This is a genomic window from Hyphobacterium sp., assembly GCF_965229905.1.
Lineage (GTDB): Bacteria > Pseudomonadota > Alphaproteobacteria > Caulobacterales > Maricaulaceae > Hyphobacterium.
Map to the genome: position 1 here is coordinate 1,476,780 of NZ_OZ245930.1, position 17,410 is coordinate 1,494,189.

The 17,410-nt window shown below is 62.7% G+C and carries 18 protein-coding genes; 7 read left to right on the plus strand and 11 right to left on the minus strand.

The window, feature by feature from the left end; all coding sequences use genetic code 11:
• Positions 1-46 precede the first annotated feature (46 nt).
• The 3 genes from polA to ACO08C_RS07470 form a co-directional block, all read right to left on the minus strand.
• Complete coding sequence (gene polA / locus ACO08C_RS07460; protein ID WP_421784516.1) at positions 47-2,824, minus strand: DNA polymerase I; 2,778 nt, start codon at positions 2,822-2,824, stop codon at positions 47-49.
• A gap of 767 nt (positions 2,825-3,591) precedes the next feature.
• Entirely contained in the window at positions 3,592-5,073 is a 1,482-nt protein-coding gene (locus ACO08C_RS07465) for an SLC13 family permease (RefSeq protein WP_421784517.1), read from the minus strand.
• A 9-nt stretch (positions 5,074-5,082) separates the two neighbouring features.
• Positions 5,083-5,271 (minus strand): zinc-finger domain-containing protein, encoded by a 189-nt coding sequence (locus ACO08C_RS07470; protein WP_421784519.1) that lies wholly within the window; start codon positions 5,269-5,271, stop codon positions 5,083-5,085.
• 79 nt (positions 5,272-5,350) lie between these two features.
• Here ACO08C_RS07470 and ACO08C_RS07475 point away from each other — a divergent pair, with 79 nt between their 5' ends.
• Both ACO08C_RS07475 and ACO08C_RS07480 read left to right on the plus strand, forming a co-directional pair.
• On the plus strand, positions 5,351-6,292 hold the full coding sequence (locus tag ACO08C_RS07475) for an ABC transporter ATP-binding protein (protein ID WP_421784521.1): 942 nt from the start codon (positions 5,351-5,353) through the stop codon (positions 6,290-6,292).
• Between the two features lie 56 nt (positions 6,293-6,348).
• Positions 6,349-6,714, plus strand: a complete 366-nt coding sequence (locus ACO08C_RS07480; protein WP_421784522.1) for a hypothetical protein — start codon at positions 6,349-6,351, stop codon at positions 6,712-6,714.
• Here ACO08C_RS07480 and ACO08C_RS07485 read toward each other — a convergent pair whose 3' ends face one another.
• The 6 genes from ACO08C_RS07485 to ACO08C_RS07510 all read right to left on the minus strand — a co-directional run bounded on the left by ACO08C_RS07485 (position 6,715) and on the right by ACO08C_RS07510 (position 12,603).
• On the minus strand, positions 6,715-7,596 hold the full coding sequence (locus tag ACO08C_RS07485; protein WP_421784524.1) for a ParB/RepB/Spo0J family partition protein: 882 nt from the start codon (positions 7,594-7,596) through the stop codon (positions 6,715-6,717).
• The gene (locus ACO08C_RS07490; protein ID WP_421784525.1) at positions 7,593-8,435 is read right to left on the minus strand and encodes a ParA family protein; all 843 of its coding nucleotides are present in this window, start codon (positions 8,433-8,435) and stop codon (positions 7,593-7,595) included. Before ACO08C_RS07490 ends, ACO08C_RS07485 begins: the two co-directional genes overlap by 4 nt.
• On the minus strand, positions 8,425-9,078 hold the full coding sequence (gene rsmG, locus ACO08C_RS07495; protein ID WP_421784527.1) for a 16S rRNA (guanine(527)-N(7))-methyltransferase RsmG: 654 nt from the start codon (positions 9,076-9,078) through the stop codon (positions 8,425-8,427). Before rsmG ends, ACO08C_RS07490 begins: the two co-directional genes overlap by 11 nt.
• Positions 9,079-10,941: a tRNA uridine-5-carboxymethylaminomethyl(34) synthesis enzyme MnmG gene (gene mnmG / locus ACO08C_RS07500; protein ID WP_421788665.1), complete on the minus strand. Its 1,863-nt coding sequence runs from the start codon at positions 10,939-10,941 to the stop codon at positions 9,079-9,081.
• A gap of 94 nt (positions 10,942-11,035) precedes the next feature.
• On the minus strand, positions 11,036-12,361 hold the full coding sequence (gene mnmE, locus ACO08C_RS07505) for a tRNA uridine-5-carboxymethylaminomethyl(34) synthesis GTPase MnmE (protein WP_421784529.1): 1,326 nt from the start codon (positions 12,359-12,361) through the stop codon (positions 11,036-11,038).
• A gap of 5 nt (positions 12,362-12,366) precedes the next feature.
• Entirely contained in the window at positions 12,367-12,603 is a 237-nt protein-coding gene (locus tag ACO08C_RS07510; RefSeq protein WP_421784531.1) for a DUF6489 family protein, read from the minus strand.
• 80 nt (positions 12,604-12,683) lie between these two features.
• Here ACO08C_RS07510 and ACO08C_RS07515 point away from each other — a divergent pair, with 80 nt between their 5' ends.
• The 5 genes from ACO08C_RS07515 (at position 12,684) to ACO08C_RS07535 (ending at position 15,760) form a co-directional block, all read left to right on the plus strand.
• Positions 12,684-13,382, plus strand: coding sequence for a dienelactone hydrolase family protein (locus tag ACO08C_RS07515; protein ID WP_421784533.1), 699 nt, complete (start codon positions 12,684-12,686; stop codon positions 13,380-13,382).
• Positions 13,383-14,000 (plus strand): glycerophosphodiester phosphodiesterase family protein, encoded by a 618-nt coding sequence (locus ACO08C_RS07520; protein ID WP_421784535.1) that lies wholly within the window; start codon positions 13,383-13,385, stop codon positions 13,998-14,000. It abuts the gene before it with no gap.
• The gene (locus ACO08C_RS07525; protein ID WP_421784537.1) at positions 13,997-14,212 is read left to right on the plus strand and encodes a hypothetical protein; all 216 of its coding nucleotides are present in this window, start codon (positions 13,997-13,999) and stop codon (positions 14,210-14,212) included. Before ACO08C_RS07520 ends, ACO08C_RS07525 begins: the two co-directional genes overlap by 4 nt.
• Complete coding sequence (locus ACO08C_RS07530) at positions 14,209-15,003, plus strand: LytR/AlgR family response regulator transcription factor (protein WP_421784538.1); 795 nt, start codon at positions 14,209-14,211, stop codon at positions 15,001-15,003. Before ACO08C_RS07525 ends, ACO08C_RS07530 begins: the two co-directional genes overlap by 4 nt.
• Before the next feature lie 133 nt (positions 15,004-15,136).
• Entirely contained in the window at positions 15,137-15,760 is a 624-nt protein-coding gene (locus tag ACO08C_RS07535; RefSeq protein WP_421784540.1) for a hypothetical protein, read from the plus strand.
• Between the two features lie 10 nt (positions 15,761-15,770).
• On the opposite strand, the gene ACO08C_RS07540 is transcribed toward ACO08C_RS07535, so the two are convergent.
• Complete coding sequence (locus tag ACO08C_RS07540) at positions 15,771-16,397, minus strand: glutathione S-transferase family protein (RefSeq protein WP_421784542.1); 627 nt, start codon at positions 16,395-16,397, stop codon at positions 15,771-15,773.
• Positions 16,398-16,463: 66 nt separating this feature from the next.
• A complete protein-coding gene (locus ACO08C_RS07545; protein WP_421784544.1) occupies positions 16,464-17,405 on the minus strand; it encodes an alpha/beta hydrolase family protein in 942 nt (313 codons plus the stop codon).
• Positions 17,406-17,410: the final 5 nt, after the last annotated feature.

Sequence of the window (17,410 nt, forward strand, 5' to 3'; positions counted from 1 at the left end):
TTCATCGAGATGCTCCGATTAAATCGAAGGAAGACGGGTGGGCGCGCTAATGCGCTTCGCCCCAATGGGCGCCGGCATTGGCGTCCACGTCGAGCGGGACCGATATCTCGATAGCCGGGCCGGCGGCTTTCGACATGACGTCCTTGGCAAGCGCAATGAGGTCGTCGGCCTGGTTTTCCGGCACTTCGAAGACCAGCTCGTCATGTACCTGCAACAGCATGCGCGCGTCGAGCCCGGCCTTGTCGATCGCGCCGGGCAGGCGGATCATGGCGCGGCGGATGATATCGGCGGCCGAGCCCTGGATCGGCGCATTGATCGCCTGGCGCTCGGCGAACTGTCGCATGTTCGGATTCTTGTCCTTGATCGAGGGCAGGTGCGCGCGGCGGCCGAAAATCGTCTCGACATAACCCTTGTCGCGAACCTCCTCGCGTTTGGCGTCCATATAGGTCTTCACGCCCGGGAATTTCTCGAAATACTTGTCGATGAAGCTTTTCGCCTCGTCGCGGTCGATGCCGAGATTGTTGGCGAGGCCGAAGGCGGAAATCCCGTAAATGATGCCGAAATTGATGGCCTTGGCCTGGCGCCGGACCATCGGGTCCATGTCCCTGACCGGCAGGTTGAACATTTCCGACGCCGTGAGCGCGTGGATGTCGTCGCCGCGCTTGAACGCATCCTTCAGCGCCGACACGTCGGCGATATGGGCGAGCAGGCGCAATTCGATCTGAGAATAATCGGCAGCAACCAGCACATTACCGGGCTCGGCGATGAAGGCTTCGCGGATCTTGCGCCCCTCCTCGGTGCGGATCGGGATGTTCATCAGGTTGGGATCGGACGAAGCCAGGCGCCCGGTCGAGGTCGCGGCCAGCGAGAAGGAGGTGTGGACCCGCCCGGTGTCGGGATTGATCGCCTGGCCGAGCGCATCGGAATAGGTGGATTTCAGCTTCGCCGCGCTGCGCCAGGCGAGGATGGCCTGCGGCAATTCATGGCCGTCATTGGCGAGGCCTTCGAGTACGGAGACATCGGTCGACCAGGCGCCGGTCTTGGTCTTCTTGCCGCCAGGCAGACCCATTTCACCGAACAGGATCTCGCCGAGCTGTTTCGGGCTGCCGAGATTGAATTTCGAGCTGGCGAGGTCGTGCGCGCGATCCTCATGCTCGGCCATTTTCTGGGCGAAGTCCGAGGACAGGCGCGCCAGCTGCGCCTTGTCCACCTTGATGCCGGCGCGCTCCATGTCGGCGAGCACTTTCGGCATCGGCCGCTCGATCGTTTCATACAGCGTGGCCTTGCTTTTGCCCGCGACGCTGGGCTTGAGAATTTCCCAGAGGCGCAGGGTCACATCGGCGTCTTCAGCGGCGTATTCGGTGGCCATGGCCAGATCGACCTCGGCGAAGCTGATCTGGCTCTTGCCGGTGCCGCAGACCTCCTTGAAGCTCATCGGCGTGTGGCCGAGATGCAGTTCGGACAATTCGTCCATGCCATGGCCGTGCAGCCCGCTTTCCATCACATAGGAGAGGAGCATGGTGTCGTCATAGGGCGCGACATTGATGCCATAGCGGGCGAGGACGGCGAGGTCGTATTTGATATTCTGGCCGACCTTGAGGACAGAGGGGTCCTCGAGCAGCGGTTTGAGCGCGGCGATGGCATCGTCCATCGCGATCTGGTCCGGCCGCTCGCCGCCGCCCAAGAGATCGCCGGCCGTGCCGTGATCGAGCGGGATGTAGCAGGCTTTTCCCGGCCGCGTGGCGAGGGAGATGCCGACCAGCCTGGACGCCACGGCAGAGAGACGGTCGGTCTCGGTGTCGACGGCGATGACCCCGGCCGCGTGGCTGGCGGCGATCCAGTTTTCGAGATCGGCCATCGTCGTGATGCATTCGTATTTCGAACGGTCGATGGGCGCGGTTGCATCGCCGGTCGGATCCGCTGCCGGCGCGCCCAGCGCCTCTTCCACCCGCCGGGTGATGGTGCGGAATTCCATGGATTTCAGAAACGCCACCAGGGTCTCGGCCTCCGGGTCGGCTGTGCCGAAGGCATCGAGGCCGGTTTCCACCTCGACATCGGTCTTGAGTGTAACCAATCGCTTGGAAATAAGCGCTTTTTCGGCAAATTCGATGAGGTTCTCGCGGCGCTTATTCTGCTTGATCTCCTCGGCGCGCGACAGGAGCGTTTCGAGATCGCCATATTCCTCGATGAGCTGGCTCGCCGTCTTCGGACCGATGCCCGGCACGCCGGGCACATTGTCGGTGGAATCGCCCATCAACGATTGCACTTCGATCACCTTGTCGGGGCCGACGCCGAATTTCTCGACCACCCCGTCCGGGCCGATGCGCTTGTTCTTCATCGTGTCGAACATGGTGATGTTGTTGTCGACCAGCTGCATCAGATCCTTGTCGGAGGAAACGATGGTGACCTTGGCGCCCTTGGCCTCGGCCTGGCGGGCATAGGTGGCAATCAGATCGTCGGCCTCGAAGCCCTCCATCTCGATACAAGGCGCCCCGAAAGCGCGGGTGGCATCGCGGATGATGGAGAATTGCGGGACGAGGTCTTCCGGCGGCGGCGGCCGGTTGGCCTTGTATTCGGGATAGATGTCGTTGCGGAAAGACTTGCCGGAATAATCGAAGATCACGGCGAGATGGCTCGGCTCGTCCTCGCCCTTAAGATCTTCGAGGAGCTTCCAGAGCATGTTGCAGAAGCCCTGCACCGCGCCGACCGGCGTGCCGTCCGAGCGGGTCAGCGGCGGCAAGGCGTGATAGGCGCGGAAAATATAGCCGGAGCCGTCGATCAGATAGACGTGAGAGGTCTCGTCGACTTTGCGTTCCACCGCCATTTTGCCGTCCTTCCTCGCTGGAGCGTCAAGCTAGGCGGGGTTGCGGGGTGAGGCAATTGGCGGGTGCGGCTGGGGCCTGCCGAACGGCTCGATTCGTGCCGTTCTATTTGGGCACCGCTCTTTTCCCCGTCATCCTGACGAAAGTCAGGACCCAGAGTGACGGTGACGCGCCGCACACCGGCGCGCAGTCGGCGCAGCGGCAATGCTGACGGCTGGTTGGCTCAGGGCGTGCCGATGGAGAAGGCGCAACTGGGTCCCCGCTTTCGCGGGGATGACGTATGGGGCATTCGCGAAGGGAATCTGCGAACAGAGATGACCTTTCATGCCTTGCCGAGATTTTTTCGGCGCCAGGTTTTCAGGTCACGGGCGCGCTAGTGCCGCTTCGCGGTTTCACCCTTGAGCTGACAACCCGGCGCGAAAGACTGGCCGGCATGGCTTGTAAGGCGGGGTCGGCCTTGGCTTTCCCCTCCCCTTGCTGGGGAGGGTCGGCTATCCTTCAGGATCGGCGGGGTGGGGTGAACCAAGCTACGGAATACCCCCACCCCTACCCCTCCCCACAAGGGGGAGGGGAAATCTCGTCTTCTCCCACACGTCATCCCCGCGAAAGCGGGGAACCAGAGCCACGGTGACGCCGTAATGACAGGCGCGCAGTCGGCGCAGCGGCAATGCTGACGGCTGGTTGGCTCAGGGCGTGCCGATGGAGAAGGCGCAACTGGGTCCCCGCTTTCGCGGGGATGACGGATTTTATTGAACCATCGGTGGCGATCTCACCCCGGAAACACCACGGGTCCCAAGAGGGCGCCCAGCGCCGCGATCACCACCGCACCGGCAAGATTCAGGCGTACGCCCGCCTTCATCATCTGACCTTGAGTGACCGCGCCTGAAGCATAGACAATCGCATTCGGCGCGGTGGCCACCGGCAGCATGAAGGCGAAGCTGGCGGCAATCGCCACCGGCACGATGAGGCGCTCGGCGGGGAAGCCGGCGCCGGCCGCCATCGCCGCGAGGACAGGCAAGAAGGCCGAGGTGGTCGCGACGTTCGAGGTCAGCTCGGTCAGGAAGATCACCATCAGGACGAGGCAGAAGATGAGGAGCGGTGCCGGAAAGGCGGCGAGAAAGCTCATCTGTCCGCCCAGCCAGTCGGCGAGACCGGTGGCGGTCAGCGCGGCGGCCAGCGACAGCCCGCCGCCGAAGAGGACGATGACATTCCAGGGCAGACGAGCGGTATCTTCCCAGTCCATCAGCATGCGGCCCCTGTCGGCACCTTGCGCGCCGGCCGGAATGAGGAAGGCAAAGAGCGCGCCCAGGAGCGCGATCTGGGTGTTGGACACGCGAAGCGTGATCGAGAGATCGAGCGCCTCGGTGATCCAGCCCAGTAGCGGGTTCCAGAGATAGGCCTGGCCCATCCACAGCGCTGCGACGATTGAAAACAGGATGGCGACACGCGCTTCCGGCGCGGTGATGCCGCCGAGCGCCTTGAGATCGTCCTCGACGATGCGGCGCGCGGCGGCGCTGTCGACCTTGCTGGTCAGATTGAAGGCGAAGCGGGTGAGAATGAACCACATGATCGGGATAAAGAGGATGACGGCGGGCAAGCCGATCATCGACCAGGTGACCGGATCGATGGTTCGGCCGAACTCGGCCTCGAGAAATCCGATGGCGATGAGATTGGTCGGCGTACCGACAAAGATACCGACGCCGCCCACCGAGGCGGCATAAGCGACGCCCAACGCCAGCGCGACCGGAAAGTGCGGGCTGGCATGGCCCTCCTTCATCACTTCCTGCGCGACGCGCAGCGCGATCGGGATCATCATAATCGTCGTTGCCGTGTTGGAAATCCACATGGAGAGGAGCGCGGCGGCGGTCATGAAGCCGAAGACGAGAAAGGACGGGCGGCCGCCGAAAACCTTCACCACATTGAGCGCGATGCGGGTGTGGAGATTCCACCGCTCCACCGCCAGCGCGATGATGAACCCCCCGAGTAGCAGCATGACGATGGGGCTGGCATAGGGACTTGCCGTTGCGCTCACCGAATTGATCCCCAGCAAGGGAAACAGTGCGAGCGGGACAAGCGCCGTCGCCGCGATCGGGATGGCTTCGGTCGCCCACCAGGTAGCCATCAGCAAGGCCAGCGAAGCGAGCAACCAGGATTCGCGCGAGAGTCCGTCGGGCAGGGGTAAGAGCTGGAGTCCGAGAGCGAGGAGGAGACCCGTGACCAGGCCGATATTCTGGGCGGAGCTACGGGCCATGTTTCCGGGCTAGTCGCCGGCGTGCGCCGGACCGCCGCGCAAGACAAAACGGCGGTCGCAATAGCCGCATTCGGCATAGCCGGTATCGCGGTCGATCTCGTAATATACCTTGGGATGGCCGAGTGCGCCGCCGCCACCGTCACAGGACACGCGGTGCTGGTCCGTCACGAGGATCTCGGGCGGTTGCGGTGCGGTCATGTCAGGGCTCCGATAGACAGGCGGGTATGCGCCGCATAGTTATGGCTCCGACCCCGAAGCGTCAATCAGGACATGTGCCATGACCGACCTCCCCGACCATGCGCTTGAAGCCGTTGATCTGAAGAAGACCTATGCCGGTGGCAAGGAAGCGCTGAAAGGCGTGACTTTGCGCATCAAGCGCGGTTCGATTTTCGGCCTGCTGGGGCCGAATGGCGCGGGCAAGTCGACCTTTATCAATATTTTCGCCGGCCTGGTGAACAAGTCCGCGGGGCAGGCTGTGATCTGGGGCCGCGATATCGACAAGGAGCCGCGCGATGCGCGCGCCGCGATCGGTATCGTGCCGCAGGAAATCAATATGGACGTGTTCTTTACGCCGTTCGAAACGCTGGAGCTGATGGCCGGCTTCTACGGCGTGCCGAAATCCGAGCGGCGGAGCGAGGAAATTCTGGCCGCGGTCGGCCTTACGGACAAGCGCGATGCCTATGTCCGGCAATTGTCCGGCGGGATGAAGCGGCGGCTGCTGGTCGCCAAGGCGCTGGTCCATAACCCGCCCATCTTGGTGCTCGACGAGCCGACGGCGGGCGTCGATATCGAGCTGCGGCGTCAGCTCTGGGCCTATGTGCGTGAACTGCATGCCGCCGGGACGACGATTGTGCTGACAACACACTATCTCGAAGAGGCACAGGAATTGTGCGACGAGATTGCGATTGTCGACCAGGGCGAAGTGATCGCCTGCGAGCCGAAGACCGAGCTCCTGAAACGCATGGACACCAAAACGCTGGTGATCGATCCGGTGTCGCCGCTTAGCGCCGTGCCGGAGAGTCTGGCGGGGCACGAGGCGGAGCTGCGCGACAGCGGGGAGCTGGCCGTTTCCTACAAGTTCGGACGGCAGTCGGTCGCGGAAATCATTGAAAAATTTAATGCTTCGGGCGCGCGAATAGCGGATCTGCGGACCGAGGAGCCTGATCTTGAGGACGTGTTCATGGCGCTGACCTATCAGCGCAAGGACAGCGCCGCCTAGACACGCCTTGATTTGGCCGCATGCGGCGGCAAGGCTCTTCGGCAAGGAGAATTGCCATGTCCGCCATACGCCGCGCCTTTGCCTTCATCGTCTCGGTCGGCCTGTTCCTGTTCCTGACCTATGTCTTCACGCTGTTCTTCGAACCGCAAGGGCAGGACGGTTGGGTGACGGCGCTGATCCTGATTGGCGTTTCGGGGATCGGATGCGTGCTGCTCTATGCCTGGATCGCCAAGCCGGGGCGGAAATTTCGTTCCCGTGAACCGGATGACAGCGACCCTGGCGCGCTCGGGCTCGGACTGACAGGGCTGGGCGTTGGCGCACGGCGGCGGCGCGATGATGTCGAGCCCGACAATCTCGGTGGGCGGCGGCGCGATCGCGACTCGGATGGCGAGACCGACGGCGATCTCAGCGAGATGGGCTGATCAGCCGGCGTTCAGGCGGCGGCATATATCGTCGAGCTGATCAAGCTTGGTATAGCGGATCGTCACCGATCCAGCCTCGCCGGACTGGCCCTTGCCATGATCGATTTCGACCGTAAGCCCGAGCCGATGCGAGAGATCGGCTTCAAGGGCGCGCGTATCCGCGTCCTTGGCCGGTTTGGCCGGCCTCGTTTCGGCGGCGCTCTTGCCCACAGGCGCCTTGGCCAGCTTCTCGGCCTGGCGGACATTAAGCCCATCGCGAATGATCTGCGCGGCCAGCGCAGCCGGATCCGGTGCAGTTGCAGCCGCGCGGGCATGGCCGGCGGATAAGCGCCCCTGCACCAGATGGTCCAGCACGGGGTCCGGCAGGGCGAGCAGGCGCATCATGTTGGCGACGTGGCTGCGGCTTTTTCCGACGGCGCGGGCGATTTCGTCCTGGGTGTGCTCGAAACGATCCACCAACTGCTTGTAGGCGCGGGCTTCCTCGACCGGGTTGAGATCGGCGCGTTGGACGTTTTCGACGATGGCGATTTCCAGCGTCTCGCGATCGGTGAGATCGCGGACGAGAACAGGAATCTCGTGCAGCTTCGCGCGCTGGGCGGCCCGCCAGCGGCGTTCGCCGGCAACGATCTGATATCCGGGACCGTCGGGTGCCGGACGGACGAGAACTGGCTGCAGAAGGCCCTTCTCGGCGATGGAATCGGCGAGCGCATCGAGCTCATCGCCGGAAAAGGAGCGGCGTGGCTGGTCGGGATTGGGCGTAATATCCTCAATGGCGATCAGCCGGGTGCCGCGAGCGGCATCGCCCTCTTTTTCTTGGACATCACCGTCGTTCAGAAGCGCGGAAAGACCCTTTCCGAGTCCGCGCGTGCGTTCCGCGCTCATGCCGGAACCCTTTCATTATCAACAGCTTGTCGTTTTTCCTGTTGGACGATTTCTTTGGCGAGGGCGAGATAGGCCTGGCTGCCCGTGCAATTGAGGTCATAAAGCAGGACCGGCTTGCCGAAGGAGGGCGCTTCGGACACCCGGACATTCCGCGGGATCAGTGTCTTGTAGACTTGGTCGCCGAAATGTTCGCGCACATCTGCCTCGACCTGGCCGGACAGATTGTTACGGCCATCAAACATGGTGAGGACGACGCCCTGGATGGCGAGCTTCGGATTGAGGTTGATGCGGACGAGATCGATCGTGCGCATGAGTTGGCTCAATCCCTCCAGTGCGAAGAACTCGCATTGGAGTGGAACCAGCACAGAGTCAGCAGCTGTCAAAGCATTGACGGTCAACAGGTTCAACGAGGGTGGGCAATCGATCAGGACATAGTCGCAATGCTGACCGGCGTCAGCCAAGCGCTTGCGCAATCGGTCGATCGCATGCCGCATCCGGTAGGAGCGGCGCGGCGCAGCGGCCAATTCGAGTTCGGCGCCCGAGAGATCCGGATCCGAAGGGGCCAGTGCGAGGTTCGGCACGAGTGTGTCAACGAGCGCGCGCTCCAAAGGTTGCTCGCCGACGAGCACATCATACGTCGTGACCTTGCGGTCCGCTGGCGGCACGCCGAGGCCGGTGGAGGCGTTGCCCTGCGGGTCGAGATCAAGGATCACAACCTGCTTACCGACGGCAGCGAGCGCAGTACCGAGATTGATCGTCGTCGTGGTCTTGCCGACACCGCCCTTCTGGTTGGCAATGGCGACCACCTTGGGCGCTTTCGAACGCGGATCAGCGGGCATGACGGTTTCCCTTCTTCGGCCGGATCGCGGAGAGCCGGAGTATGACTCCGTCTGCGCTGGTCTGACTCGGCAGAACTTCCGTGTCGAAGGTCCAGTATTTACGGGCATCCGTCAATTCCTGACGGTAGCTCTGACCCTTCGGAAAGAGGGCGATGCCGCCGGTTTTCAACAGCGGATAGGCATATCCCAGAAGTTTGTCGAGCGCTGCGACGGCGCGCGCCGTAACAATGTCGAAGCGCTCGGTGCGGTCGATCGCCTCGACGCGGCAGTTCTCGACGCGCGCCTTGGCGCCGGTCGCGTCCAGCGAAGCCTGGATGAAGCGGGCTTTCTTGCCCACCGATTCCACCATGGTCAGCGCGGAGTCGTCGAGCTGCCGATCGGCGATGGCGAGCGCAAGGGCAACGCCGGGAATGCCGGCGCCGGCGCCAATGTCGAGCCAGCGCTGCGGACCCGGCGGAGCGTGGTCGATCAACTGGAATCCGTCCAGCGCATGACGACTCCAGAAATCGTCCATCGTCGACCGTCCCACCAGGTTGGTGGAGCGGTTTGCTTCCGCCAACAAGTCGTGCCAGCGCTGAAACGCCGCCAGTGTTTCACGTGAAACACCAGTCGCTTTCTGAAAGTCTTCAGGGCCGAACGCCACTTAGCCCGCCTTCCGGGCCGATTTGAGGTGGGCCAGAATCGCGGTGATAGCACCTGGCGTCACGCCCTCAATGCGGCTGGCCTGACCCAGCGTTGCCGGGCGGACAACGCCGAGCTTCTCTTGGGCTTCCGCCGACAGGCCGCCGACACGGCGATAATCGAAATCGGCAGGAAGGCGGATCGCCTCGTCCTTGCGGAAGGCGAGGATGTCGGCTTCCTGGCGCTCGATATATTGCGCGTAGACCGCCTCGATCGAAAGCTGTTCGGCGATGGACGATGGAATGTCCGCAAATCCATCGGAAAGCCGGACGATGTCCTCCCAGCCAATATCGGAATAACTGAGCAATTCGAGCGCCGAGCGTCGGCGGCCGTCCTGATTGATGGTCAGGCCGGCACGCCCGGCCTCTTGCGGAGTCAGGGAGAGTCCAGCCAAGGCCTGGCGCGCCTCATTAAGGCGAGTCAGCTTGAGTCGGTAAGTACGCTCGCGCACCGCAGATACGCCACCCCATTCCATGGCAAGAGGAGTCAATCGTTGATCGGCATTGTCTGCGCGCAGCGACAACCGGTATTCGGCGCGGCTGGTAAACATCCGATAAGGCTCACTGACACCTCGAGTCACAAGATCGTCGATCAACACGCCGATATAGGCGTCCGAGCGCCCGAGCGTGATCGGGTCCGAGGCGGCGGCGCGACGCGCTGCATTCAGTCCGGCCATCAGGCCCTGCGCCGCGGCTTCCTCATATCCGGTCGTGCCGTTGATCTGGCCGGCAAGATAGAGTCCGGGCGCAGCGCGCACTTCGAGAGTCGCGTCGAGCTCACGTGGATCGACATAATCGTATTCGATGGCATAGCCGTAGCGTGCGACTTCGACATTCCCGAGCCCGGGAATGGTGCGCAGGAACTGATCCTGGATCGCGTCCGGCAGCGAGGTCGAGATGCCATTGGGATAGATCCAATCGCTGTCCAAGCCTTCGGGCTCCAGGAAAATCTGGTGGCTATCCTTGTCGGCAAAGCGATGGATCTTGTCCTCAATCGACGGGCAGTAACGCGGTCCGCGCCCGGAAATGCCGCCCGAATAGACTGCAGATTGGTCCAGATTGTCAGCGATAATGGCGTGCGTCTTTGCAGTCGTTTGCGTGATCCTGCAGGCGATCTGCGGCACCCGAATCGCGTCGGTCAGGAAGGAAAACGGCACCGGCGTTTCGTCCGCAGGCTGCATGTCCAGGCCGGACCAGTCGATACTGTCCTTGATCAGGCGTGCCGGCGTGCCGGTCTTCAGCCGTCCCATGCGCAGACCAAGACCATAAAGCCGGTCGGCCAGGCCGATCGCCGGCTTCTCGCCAAACCGGCCGGCCGGGATCCGCTCCAGGCCGCGATGGATAACACCCTTGAGGAAGGTGCCGGTAGTCAGCACGATGGCGGCACACCTCCAGCTGCGCCCGTCGGCGGCGGAGACTCCCGTAACGCGACCAGCATCGTCGACGATCAGATCCTCAATGGCTGCCGCGTCAATCGTCAGATTGTCGATCGCCGCGAGCTCCACTTGCATGGCCTCGCGATAAAGTTTCCGGTCTGACTGGGTACGCGGACCGCGCACTGCGGGCCCCTTCGACCGATTCAGCAGGCGGAACTGGATTCCGGAGGCATCAGCGACGCGGCCCATCAGCCCGTCGAGCGCGTCGATTTCGCGCACGAGATGGCCCTTGCCGAGCCCGCCAATCGCCGGATTGCAGGACATTTCACCGATCGTCGCCGGATTATGTGTGAGCAGCAGCGTCCGCGCGCCCATGCGGGCGCTCGCTGCCGCGGCTTCGCAGCCGGCATGGCCGCCGCCGATCACGATGACATCCCAGGTCGCGGACATCGGTTTCATTACCTCCAATTCGGGCCGCGCTATGTATGCGTTCCGCGCGTCCGAGTCGAGGGGGCGCCCGATTGTTTCACGTGAAACAGTCCGGCTATTTCCCGATACAGAAGCGCGAAAAGATCGCATCGAGGACGTGCTCGACATCGATACGCCCTGTCAATTGCTCCAGCGCGCGCACCGCCAGCCGCACATCCTCACCCGCCAATTCGGGGTCGAAGAGTTGTTGTTGGGCCCGCACCAATGCGTCGCGCGCTGCCTCCACACTGCGCCGGTGGCGGATACGGGAGAGGGCTGGAAGCTCACGCTTTGACAGCCGTTCCGCGACGATTGCGGAAAGCCGGCGCTCCAGCCCACCCATGCCCTCACCGGTGCGGGCGGAAACCGAGAGATCGGGCGCACGAGAGTCAGGAAGAGTCAGAGCCGCCGGCAAGTCCGCCTTCCCGAATACGATGATATCCGATTTCTCCAAGACTGGAGTCATCTCCTGATTCCAGCGGGCACCACCATCCAGCAAACCGATCACGAAATCCGCCGAGTCAGCACGAGTCAGGGCGCGCTTCACGCCTTCGCGTTCGACCACGTCCTCGGTCTCGCGCAATCCCGCCGTGTCAGCTAGAGTCACCGCAAAGCCACCCAGATCCATGCGGACTTCAACGATGTCGCGCGTCGTACCGGGAATCTCGGTGACGATGGCGGCGTCGCGCCGTGCGAGCGCATTCAGGAGGCTCGACTTGCCGGCATTCGGCGGGCCGATAATGGCGATGGAAAAACCGTCGCGAATCCGTTCGCCACGGCGGTCATCGTCGAGATGCCCGGCCAGGTCGTCAGCAAGCGCCGCGAGAATGGGCCCGGCTGTCCGGGCCAGCTGTTCGGGTACGCCCTCTTCATCGGGAAAGTCGATCTCACCTTCAATGGCGGCCAGAACGTCAATCAGACGCTGTCGCCAGTCTTCGTATAACGCCCGCAGCGAGCCTGACATCTGCGCCAGCGCCTGCTCGCGTTGCGCCGAGGTCTCGGCATCGATCAGGTCGGCGAGTCCTTCCGCCTCGGTGAGGTCGAGCTTGCCGTGTTCGAAAGCTCGCCGCGTGAACTCGCCCGGTTCCGCCAAGCGCGCACCGAGCTCCGACAACCGGGCCGCCAGGGCCTCGATGACGGCGGGGCCGCCATGGATCTGGAACTCGGCACTGTCTTCGCCGGTAAAGCTGTGCGGGCCGGCAAACCACAAGACGAGGCCCTCATCGATCAGCGTGCCGTCTCCGTTCTGAATCTGTCGCAGGGCGGCATATCGGGGGGGCGGTCGCCTGCCTGTAATCGTCGCGTCAACAATCGCACCGGCCTGCGTTCCCGACAGGCGCATCACGGCCACGCCAGACCGGCCCGGCGGCGTCGCCAGGGCAAAAATGGTGTCCGCAGCCATAGCGGTCAGTCCTTGCCGGTCTGCCCCGCCTGGCGCATCAGCGACAGGAACTGGTCCTGCATCTGGCCGCCGAAGCTCATCCAGTTGCGCATCAGCACGTCGGGCTCCAACGACGCCATGTTCTCCTGCATCCGCTTGGTCATTTCCTTGACCATCAGCTCGTTGACCGGCGCCACATCGGGCAGGCCGAGAAAGGCGCGCGCTTCTTGCGGCGTGCAGTCGATATCGATCTTGACCTTCATCGCAGCCCCACTTGTTGTCACGGTTCAGCGTTATATCCTGCCCAGCGTTTCGTTCAAAAATCAATGATTGGGAGATCTCCATGGCCTCCGAAAGGATCACGATCCACTCACCTGACGGCGACTTCTCGGCCTACCGCGCCAAGCCGGCCGGAGGAAAAGGTCCGGCGATTGTCGTTCTGCAAGAAATCTTCGGCGTGAACCAGGTCATGCGGGACATTTGCGATGATCTTGCCGGGCAGGGCTATGTCGCGATCTGTCCCGACCTATTCTGGCGTATCGAACCCAATATCGACATCACCGACCGGAGCCAGGCCGAATGGAACAAAGCCTTTGATTTATTCGGGAAATTCGACATTGAATCGGGGCTGAAGGACATCGCGCAGACTGTCGATCTGGCCCGCCGCGACGCGTCAGGCAATGGTAAAGTCGGCGCGATCGGCTACTGCCTGGGCGGCTTGCTGGCCTATCTGACCGCGTGCCGCACCGATGTCGAAGCGTCGGTCGGATATTATGGCGTCAACATACCGAAATTCCTTGAAGAATCGGAGAAAATAACCGGGCATCTCATGCTGCATATTGCCGGCCAGGACCAGTTCGTCGATGCGGATGCACAAGCCGCCATGCATCGCGGCCTCGATGACAATCCGCACGTGACATTGCACGATTATCCCGAACAGGATCACGCATTCGCGCGTCGCGGCGGAGACCATTTCGACGCCGATGCCGCCGATCTCGCCAATACGCGCACCCGCGCCTTTCTTCAGAAACACCTGCGCTAGATGACGCCCTGGCTCGTCTTTCTCGCCGGCCTCGGCGCCGGTCCGGACCTGCCGCCGGTCAGCGCCTTGCTGGATTGTGCGCGTGAGACCGATATCACGTTGGTCGCCGCCCATCGCGCCGGCGGGTTTGCTTCGGGTGTGCCGGAAAATTCCCTGGCCGGGATACGCGCTGCCGCCGAGCTTGGTGCCGCCTTTGCCGAAGTCGATCTGCGCGAAACTGCCGATGGCGAGATCGTGCTGATGCATGACGTCACGCTGGATCGGACAACCACCGGCACGGGTGCGGTCAGCGATTACACGCTGGACCAGCTCCGGCAGTTCTTCGTGGTTGATCTCAACGGTACTGAAACAGGCGAGCCTATCCCGACACTGGAGGATGCCTTTGCAACGGCGCGCGAGGCAGGCATTTATCTCGAACTTGACCTGAAAGGGATTTCCCCGGAACGCGCAGCGCAGATCGTGCGCGACGCCAACATGTCCGCCCATTCGATCATCATTGTGTACGACGCCGATGATGCCGCCCCGATCCAGGCGGTCTCGCGCGAGATCGGCATTTCCTTGCCTTTCGCGGATCGCGAGCGAGTGCTCAACAGCGAGCTGGATTTTCTCCGCTGGTGAGCTGGATGGGCCGCGGCATTCCCGATGCGCGGACCGAAGCCTTTCTTACCGGGCAGGGGATCGAGACGGCAATGCATGACTTTCCCGGAGAGCGCGACGGCACGATCGACTATGCGTTTATCGACGCCATGCACATCGAATTGCTGGCGTCCGACGATCCGGCCGCGGCCGTCGAGGTGCTGGGATCGTGGAGAGGGGTCTGCCCGCGATGAGCCGATACCGGCGGGTTCTCGGCTATGCCGCGCTCGGCCTGATTGCCTGGCTGGCCATGATGGTGGTGTCAGTCGTTCCGGTCTGGATCGATCGGGTGCGGCTGGACCTGCCCGTTGACCCTGCCTATCTCGCGCTTGGCTATGCGATTGGATTTGCGCCCTGGCTGGTCCTGTTTCCGGCAGTTTTCGCTTTCGGTGAGCGCGAATCCCTGAATCGCGTGCGATGGCCGGCCACGGTGTTGCGCACCGCCTGGCTGGCGCTGTCGGTGTTCGGCTTCATCATCGCCTATTTGTTCTTCGTCTATGCGCCGCTGACCGGACAATCGGCGACGCAGGCGCTGGCCTCGCAACAAATCACGCAATGGCTTTGGGACGGATCCTTCTTTGTGATCAGCTATCTGGCCGGCCGGCTGTACGGGCTGCGGCAACGGCACAATCCTCCGGCCGGGCGCATCGCGGTGAAATCGCCCGACCGCGTTGATTTCGTGCCCATTTCGAGCCTTCTGGCGGTCACCGGTCAGGGCAATTATGCCGCGCTGATCAGCGAAACCCGCGAAGTGCTGCACCGGGCGACGCTGGCCGAGATGGAGAAAAAGCTGTCGCCGCACGGTTTCTGCCGTATCCACCGGTCGCATCTCGTGCGGCCCTCGGAAATCGTTTCGGTGCGTCTCAAGGCCGGGCGCGTCCGCGAGGTGACCCTGCCGGGCGGGCATCGATTACCGGTGAGCGAGTCGCATGCCGGACATCTGTCGGCGCATCTCTCCGATCCGGTCACCACGCTTATCGACTGAATGTTTTTGTCCTTCCAGAGCGCGATTTCGTCCCTTGGCGGGCGCGTTCCATCCCTTCCTCATGGCAGCCCACTGGCGGCTGCGACGTCCAAGCGCTAACGCGAATTCTCCAAACCTTATCAGGGAGAAAACCGTGAAAGCCATCCTCCTCGCGTGCTCCGCGCTCGTCCTGGCTGCGCCTGTGCAGGCGCAAATCCCAGCGGCGGCGCCCGACGAATACGTCAATATCTGCGACAGTACGCCCTATACCGAATTCGATTTCTGGGTCGGCGACTGGGTCGCGCTCGATTACGACACCGGCATCGTCCAGGGCATCGATCGGGTCGAGAAAATCGCCGATGGCTGCGCCATTCATCAAGACTGGACGCAGCTGACGGACCGCTATCGCACGCCCGGAGCGCCGGTCCGCTATTTCGGCGAGTCGATTACCGCACCGATCAATCCGCCCGATGGCGGCTGGCAGCAGGTCTGGGTCAATCAGGGTGGCGGCGGCGCCGTGACACTGCGCGGCGGCCTCGATGAGGACGGCACCATGGTCATCGCAACCGACGATCGCGAAGTGCCGGACGGGCGGTCCTTCCGCCAGGTGTGGTATTGGGATCCGCTGGATGACGGCCGCATTCATTCCTGGGGCGAGGTGCAGATCCGTCAGGCCGGCGAAAGCGAGTATTCAGAGACCCAGATTCCCTGGAATCTCATATACATTCCGCGTGCCGATGCGCCCGATCTGATGGCCGCTCCGGACGACGCTGAATAACCTTCAGGGCCTAGTCGGCGCTCGCACGCTTCCAGCTGTCGAGCGCCGTCACCCGCTTGAAATAGGCTTTCAGCCCGTCAGGCACATCGTTGAATTGCTTTGCCAATTTTACCAGAAGCAGCATGTAGACCACTGACATGTCAGCAAGAGTCAGGCGGTCGCCGGCTAGCCATTCACGTCCGTCCAGACCGCGCTCGGCAATGAGTTTGGCCTGCTTGTCGAATTCCGCTTTGGCCCAGCGGGCGAGCGCCGGATTACGCTTGTCCTCGGGTAGCAACATGGTGTGCGCGAGCATCAGGCTGTTGGCCATGACCATGCTGGCCTCGCCAAAATGAAGCCATTCCAGATAACGCGCATAATCCGGTTCGTCCGGGGTTACGACCAAATCTGTCGGCCCGTAGCGGCCGGTCAGATACTGCATCATGGCAAGCGATTCGAGCATCAGCGTGTCGCCATCGCGCATGGCCGGGATCTTCTGCAACGGATTGACCGCCTTGTAGGCCTCTCCGCCGACCCGGCCGTGCACGAATTCCGGCCGCTCGAGCGTGTAGGGAATGCCCATCTCCTCCATCACCCAGCGCGGACGAATGGCGCGCGTCATTGGCGCGTAATACAGGGTGATATCGGGTGTAGGCATGGCGGGCTCCGTTTCCGGTGAGGTCGGTCCGCCTACCTCACCGGAAACCGCCAAAGGATCAACCGCCTATTGCGTGGCCTTCAGTACCCAATCCACACCCGTGGACAGTAATTCCGCATCCAGCGTGAAATCCGTCAGGTTCTGGTATTCGGTTTCGCCAGCCGGATCGCGAATCAGTAGGTGGTTTACGTCAGCAAACATGTGAAGGTCCACAGAGCCGCCGGTTTCGCGGATCGCCTGTGCCAGGGACCAGGCCTGCTCCGGTTCGATCTGCCAGTCCGACCACCCCTGCAAAATGATCACCGGCGATTGAATACCGGCCGCAAGGGCCAAAGGATCCATGTGGAAGGCTTCCAGCAGCGTCGCATTCTGCTCGATCATACCCATCCATTGGGCCCGCAGGTTTTCGAATACGATTTCGCGCTCGGCCGGATCCTCTGTTTGTTCAGCAGCGTTCAGCCGCAACTGGTAGTCCAGGACGTCCGGCAGAGACCGGCCGGGCGAAGCCACCAGCACAAGTCCCGCCAGATCTTCGTCCTGCGCAGAGATCAGCGACGCGATCATGCCGCCCTCGCTATGGCCCAGCACAAAGACGCTATGAGGATCAATGGCGGCATGGTTGCGCGCCCGTACGATCAGGCGCCGGCCGATCTCCACCATGTCGTGGATCCCCATATCACTCCAATTGCCGCCGGATTCACCTTGGCCGGCTTCGTCAAAGGTCAGCACCGCTACTCCAGAATCGATAAAGGCATCGCGCCACGCAGGGTGGGCCGCATACCGGCCATCGAACAGCGAGGCTTCGCGATCCTGCGCGCCAGAGCCCGAAATCAGCAGCACGACCGGGACCGCTGCACTCACCCCGTCCGGCAGAGCCAGATCGGCCGCGATGGTGTGGCCGTCCGGAGCGAGGATCTCGAAGGTCTCGCGGGACTGGGCCTCGGCGAAGGCTGAATTTAGGCCAGCCGATAGCGCTGCCGCGCCAAGCGCGGCTATTAACATGTTCATTTTAC

Coding starts and splice junctions, on each gene's coding strand:
- polA (WP_421784516.1), bottom strand. CDS start 2,824: ATGGCGGTGGAACGCAAAGTCGACGAGACCTCTCACGTCTATCTGATC.
- ACO08C_RS07465 (WP_421784517.1), bottom strand. CDS start 5,073: ATGGCCCGTAGCTCCGCCCAGAATATCGGCCTGGTCACGGGTCTCCTC.
- ACO08C_RS07470 (WP_421784519.1), bottom strand. CDS start 5,271: ATGACCGCACCGCAACCGCCCGAGATCCTCGTGACGGACCAGCACCGC.
- ACO08C_RS07475 (WP_421784521.1), top strand. CDS start 5,351: ATGACCGACCTCCCCGACCATGCGCTTGAAGCCGTTGATCTGAAGAAG.
- ACO08C_RS07480 (WP_421784522.1), top strand. CDS start 6,349: ATGTCCGCCATACGCCGCGCCTTTGCCTTCATCGTCTCGGTCGGCCTG.
- ACO08C_RS07485 (WP_421784524.1), bottom strand. CDS start 7,596: ATGAGCGCGGAACGCACGCGCGGACTCGGAAAGGGTCTTTCCGCGCTT.
- ACO08C_RS07490 (WP_421784525.1), bottom strand. CDS start 8,435: ATGCCCGCTGATCCGCGTTCGAAAGCGCCCAAGGTGGTCGCCATTGCC.
- mnmG (WP_421788665.1), bottom strand. CDS start 10,941: ATGTCCGCGACCTGGGATGTCATCGTGATCGGCGGCGGCCATGCCGGC.
- mnmE (WP_421784529.1), bottom strand. CDS start 12,361: ATGGCTGCGGACACCATTTTTGCCCTGGCGACGCCGCCGGGCCGGTCT.
- ACO08C_RS07510 (WP_421784531.1), bottom strand. CDS start 12,603: ATGAAGGTCAAGATCGATATCGACTGCACGCCGCAAGAAGCGCGCGCC.
- ACO08C_RS07515 (WP_421784533.1), top strand. CDS start 12,684: ATGGCCTCCGAAAGGATCACGATCCACTCACCTGACGGCGACTTCTCG.
- ACO08C_RS07520 (WP_421784535.1), top strand. CDS start 13,383: ATGACGCCCTGGCTCGTCTTTCTCGCCGGCCTCGGCGCCGGTCCGGAC.
- ACO08C_RS07530 (WP_421784538.1), top strand. CDS start 14,209: ATGAGCCGATACCGGCGGGTTCTCGGCTATGCCGCGCTCGGCCTGATT.
- ACO08C_RS07540 (WP_421784542.1), bottom strand. CDS start 16,397: ATGCCTACACCCGATATCACCCTGTATTACGCGCCAATGACGCGCGCC.
- ACO08C_RS07545 (WP_421784544.1), bottom strand. CDS start 17,405: ATGAACATGTTAATAGCCGCGCTTGGCGCGGCAGCGCTATCGGCTGGC.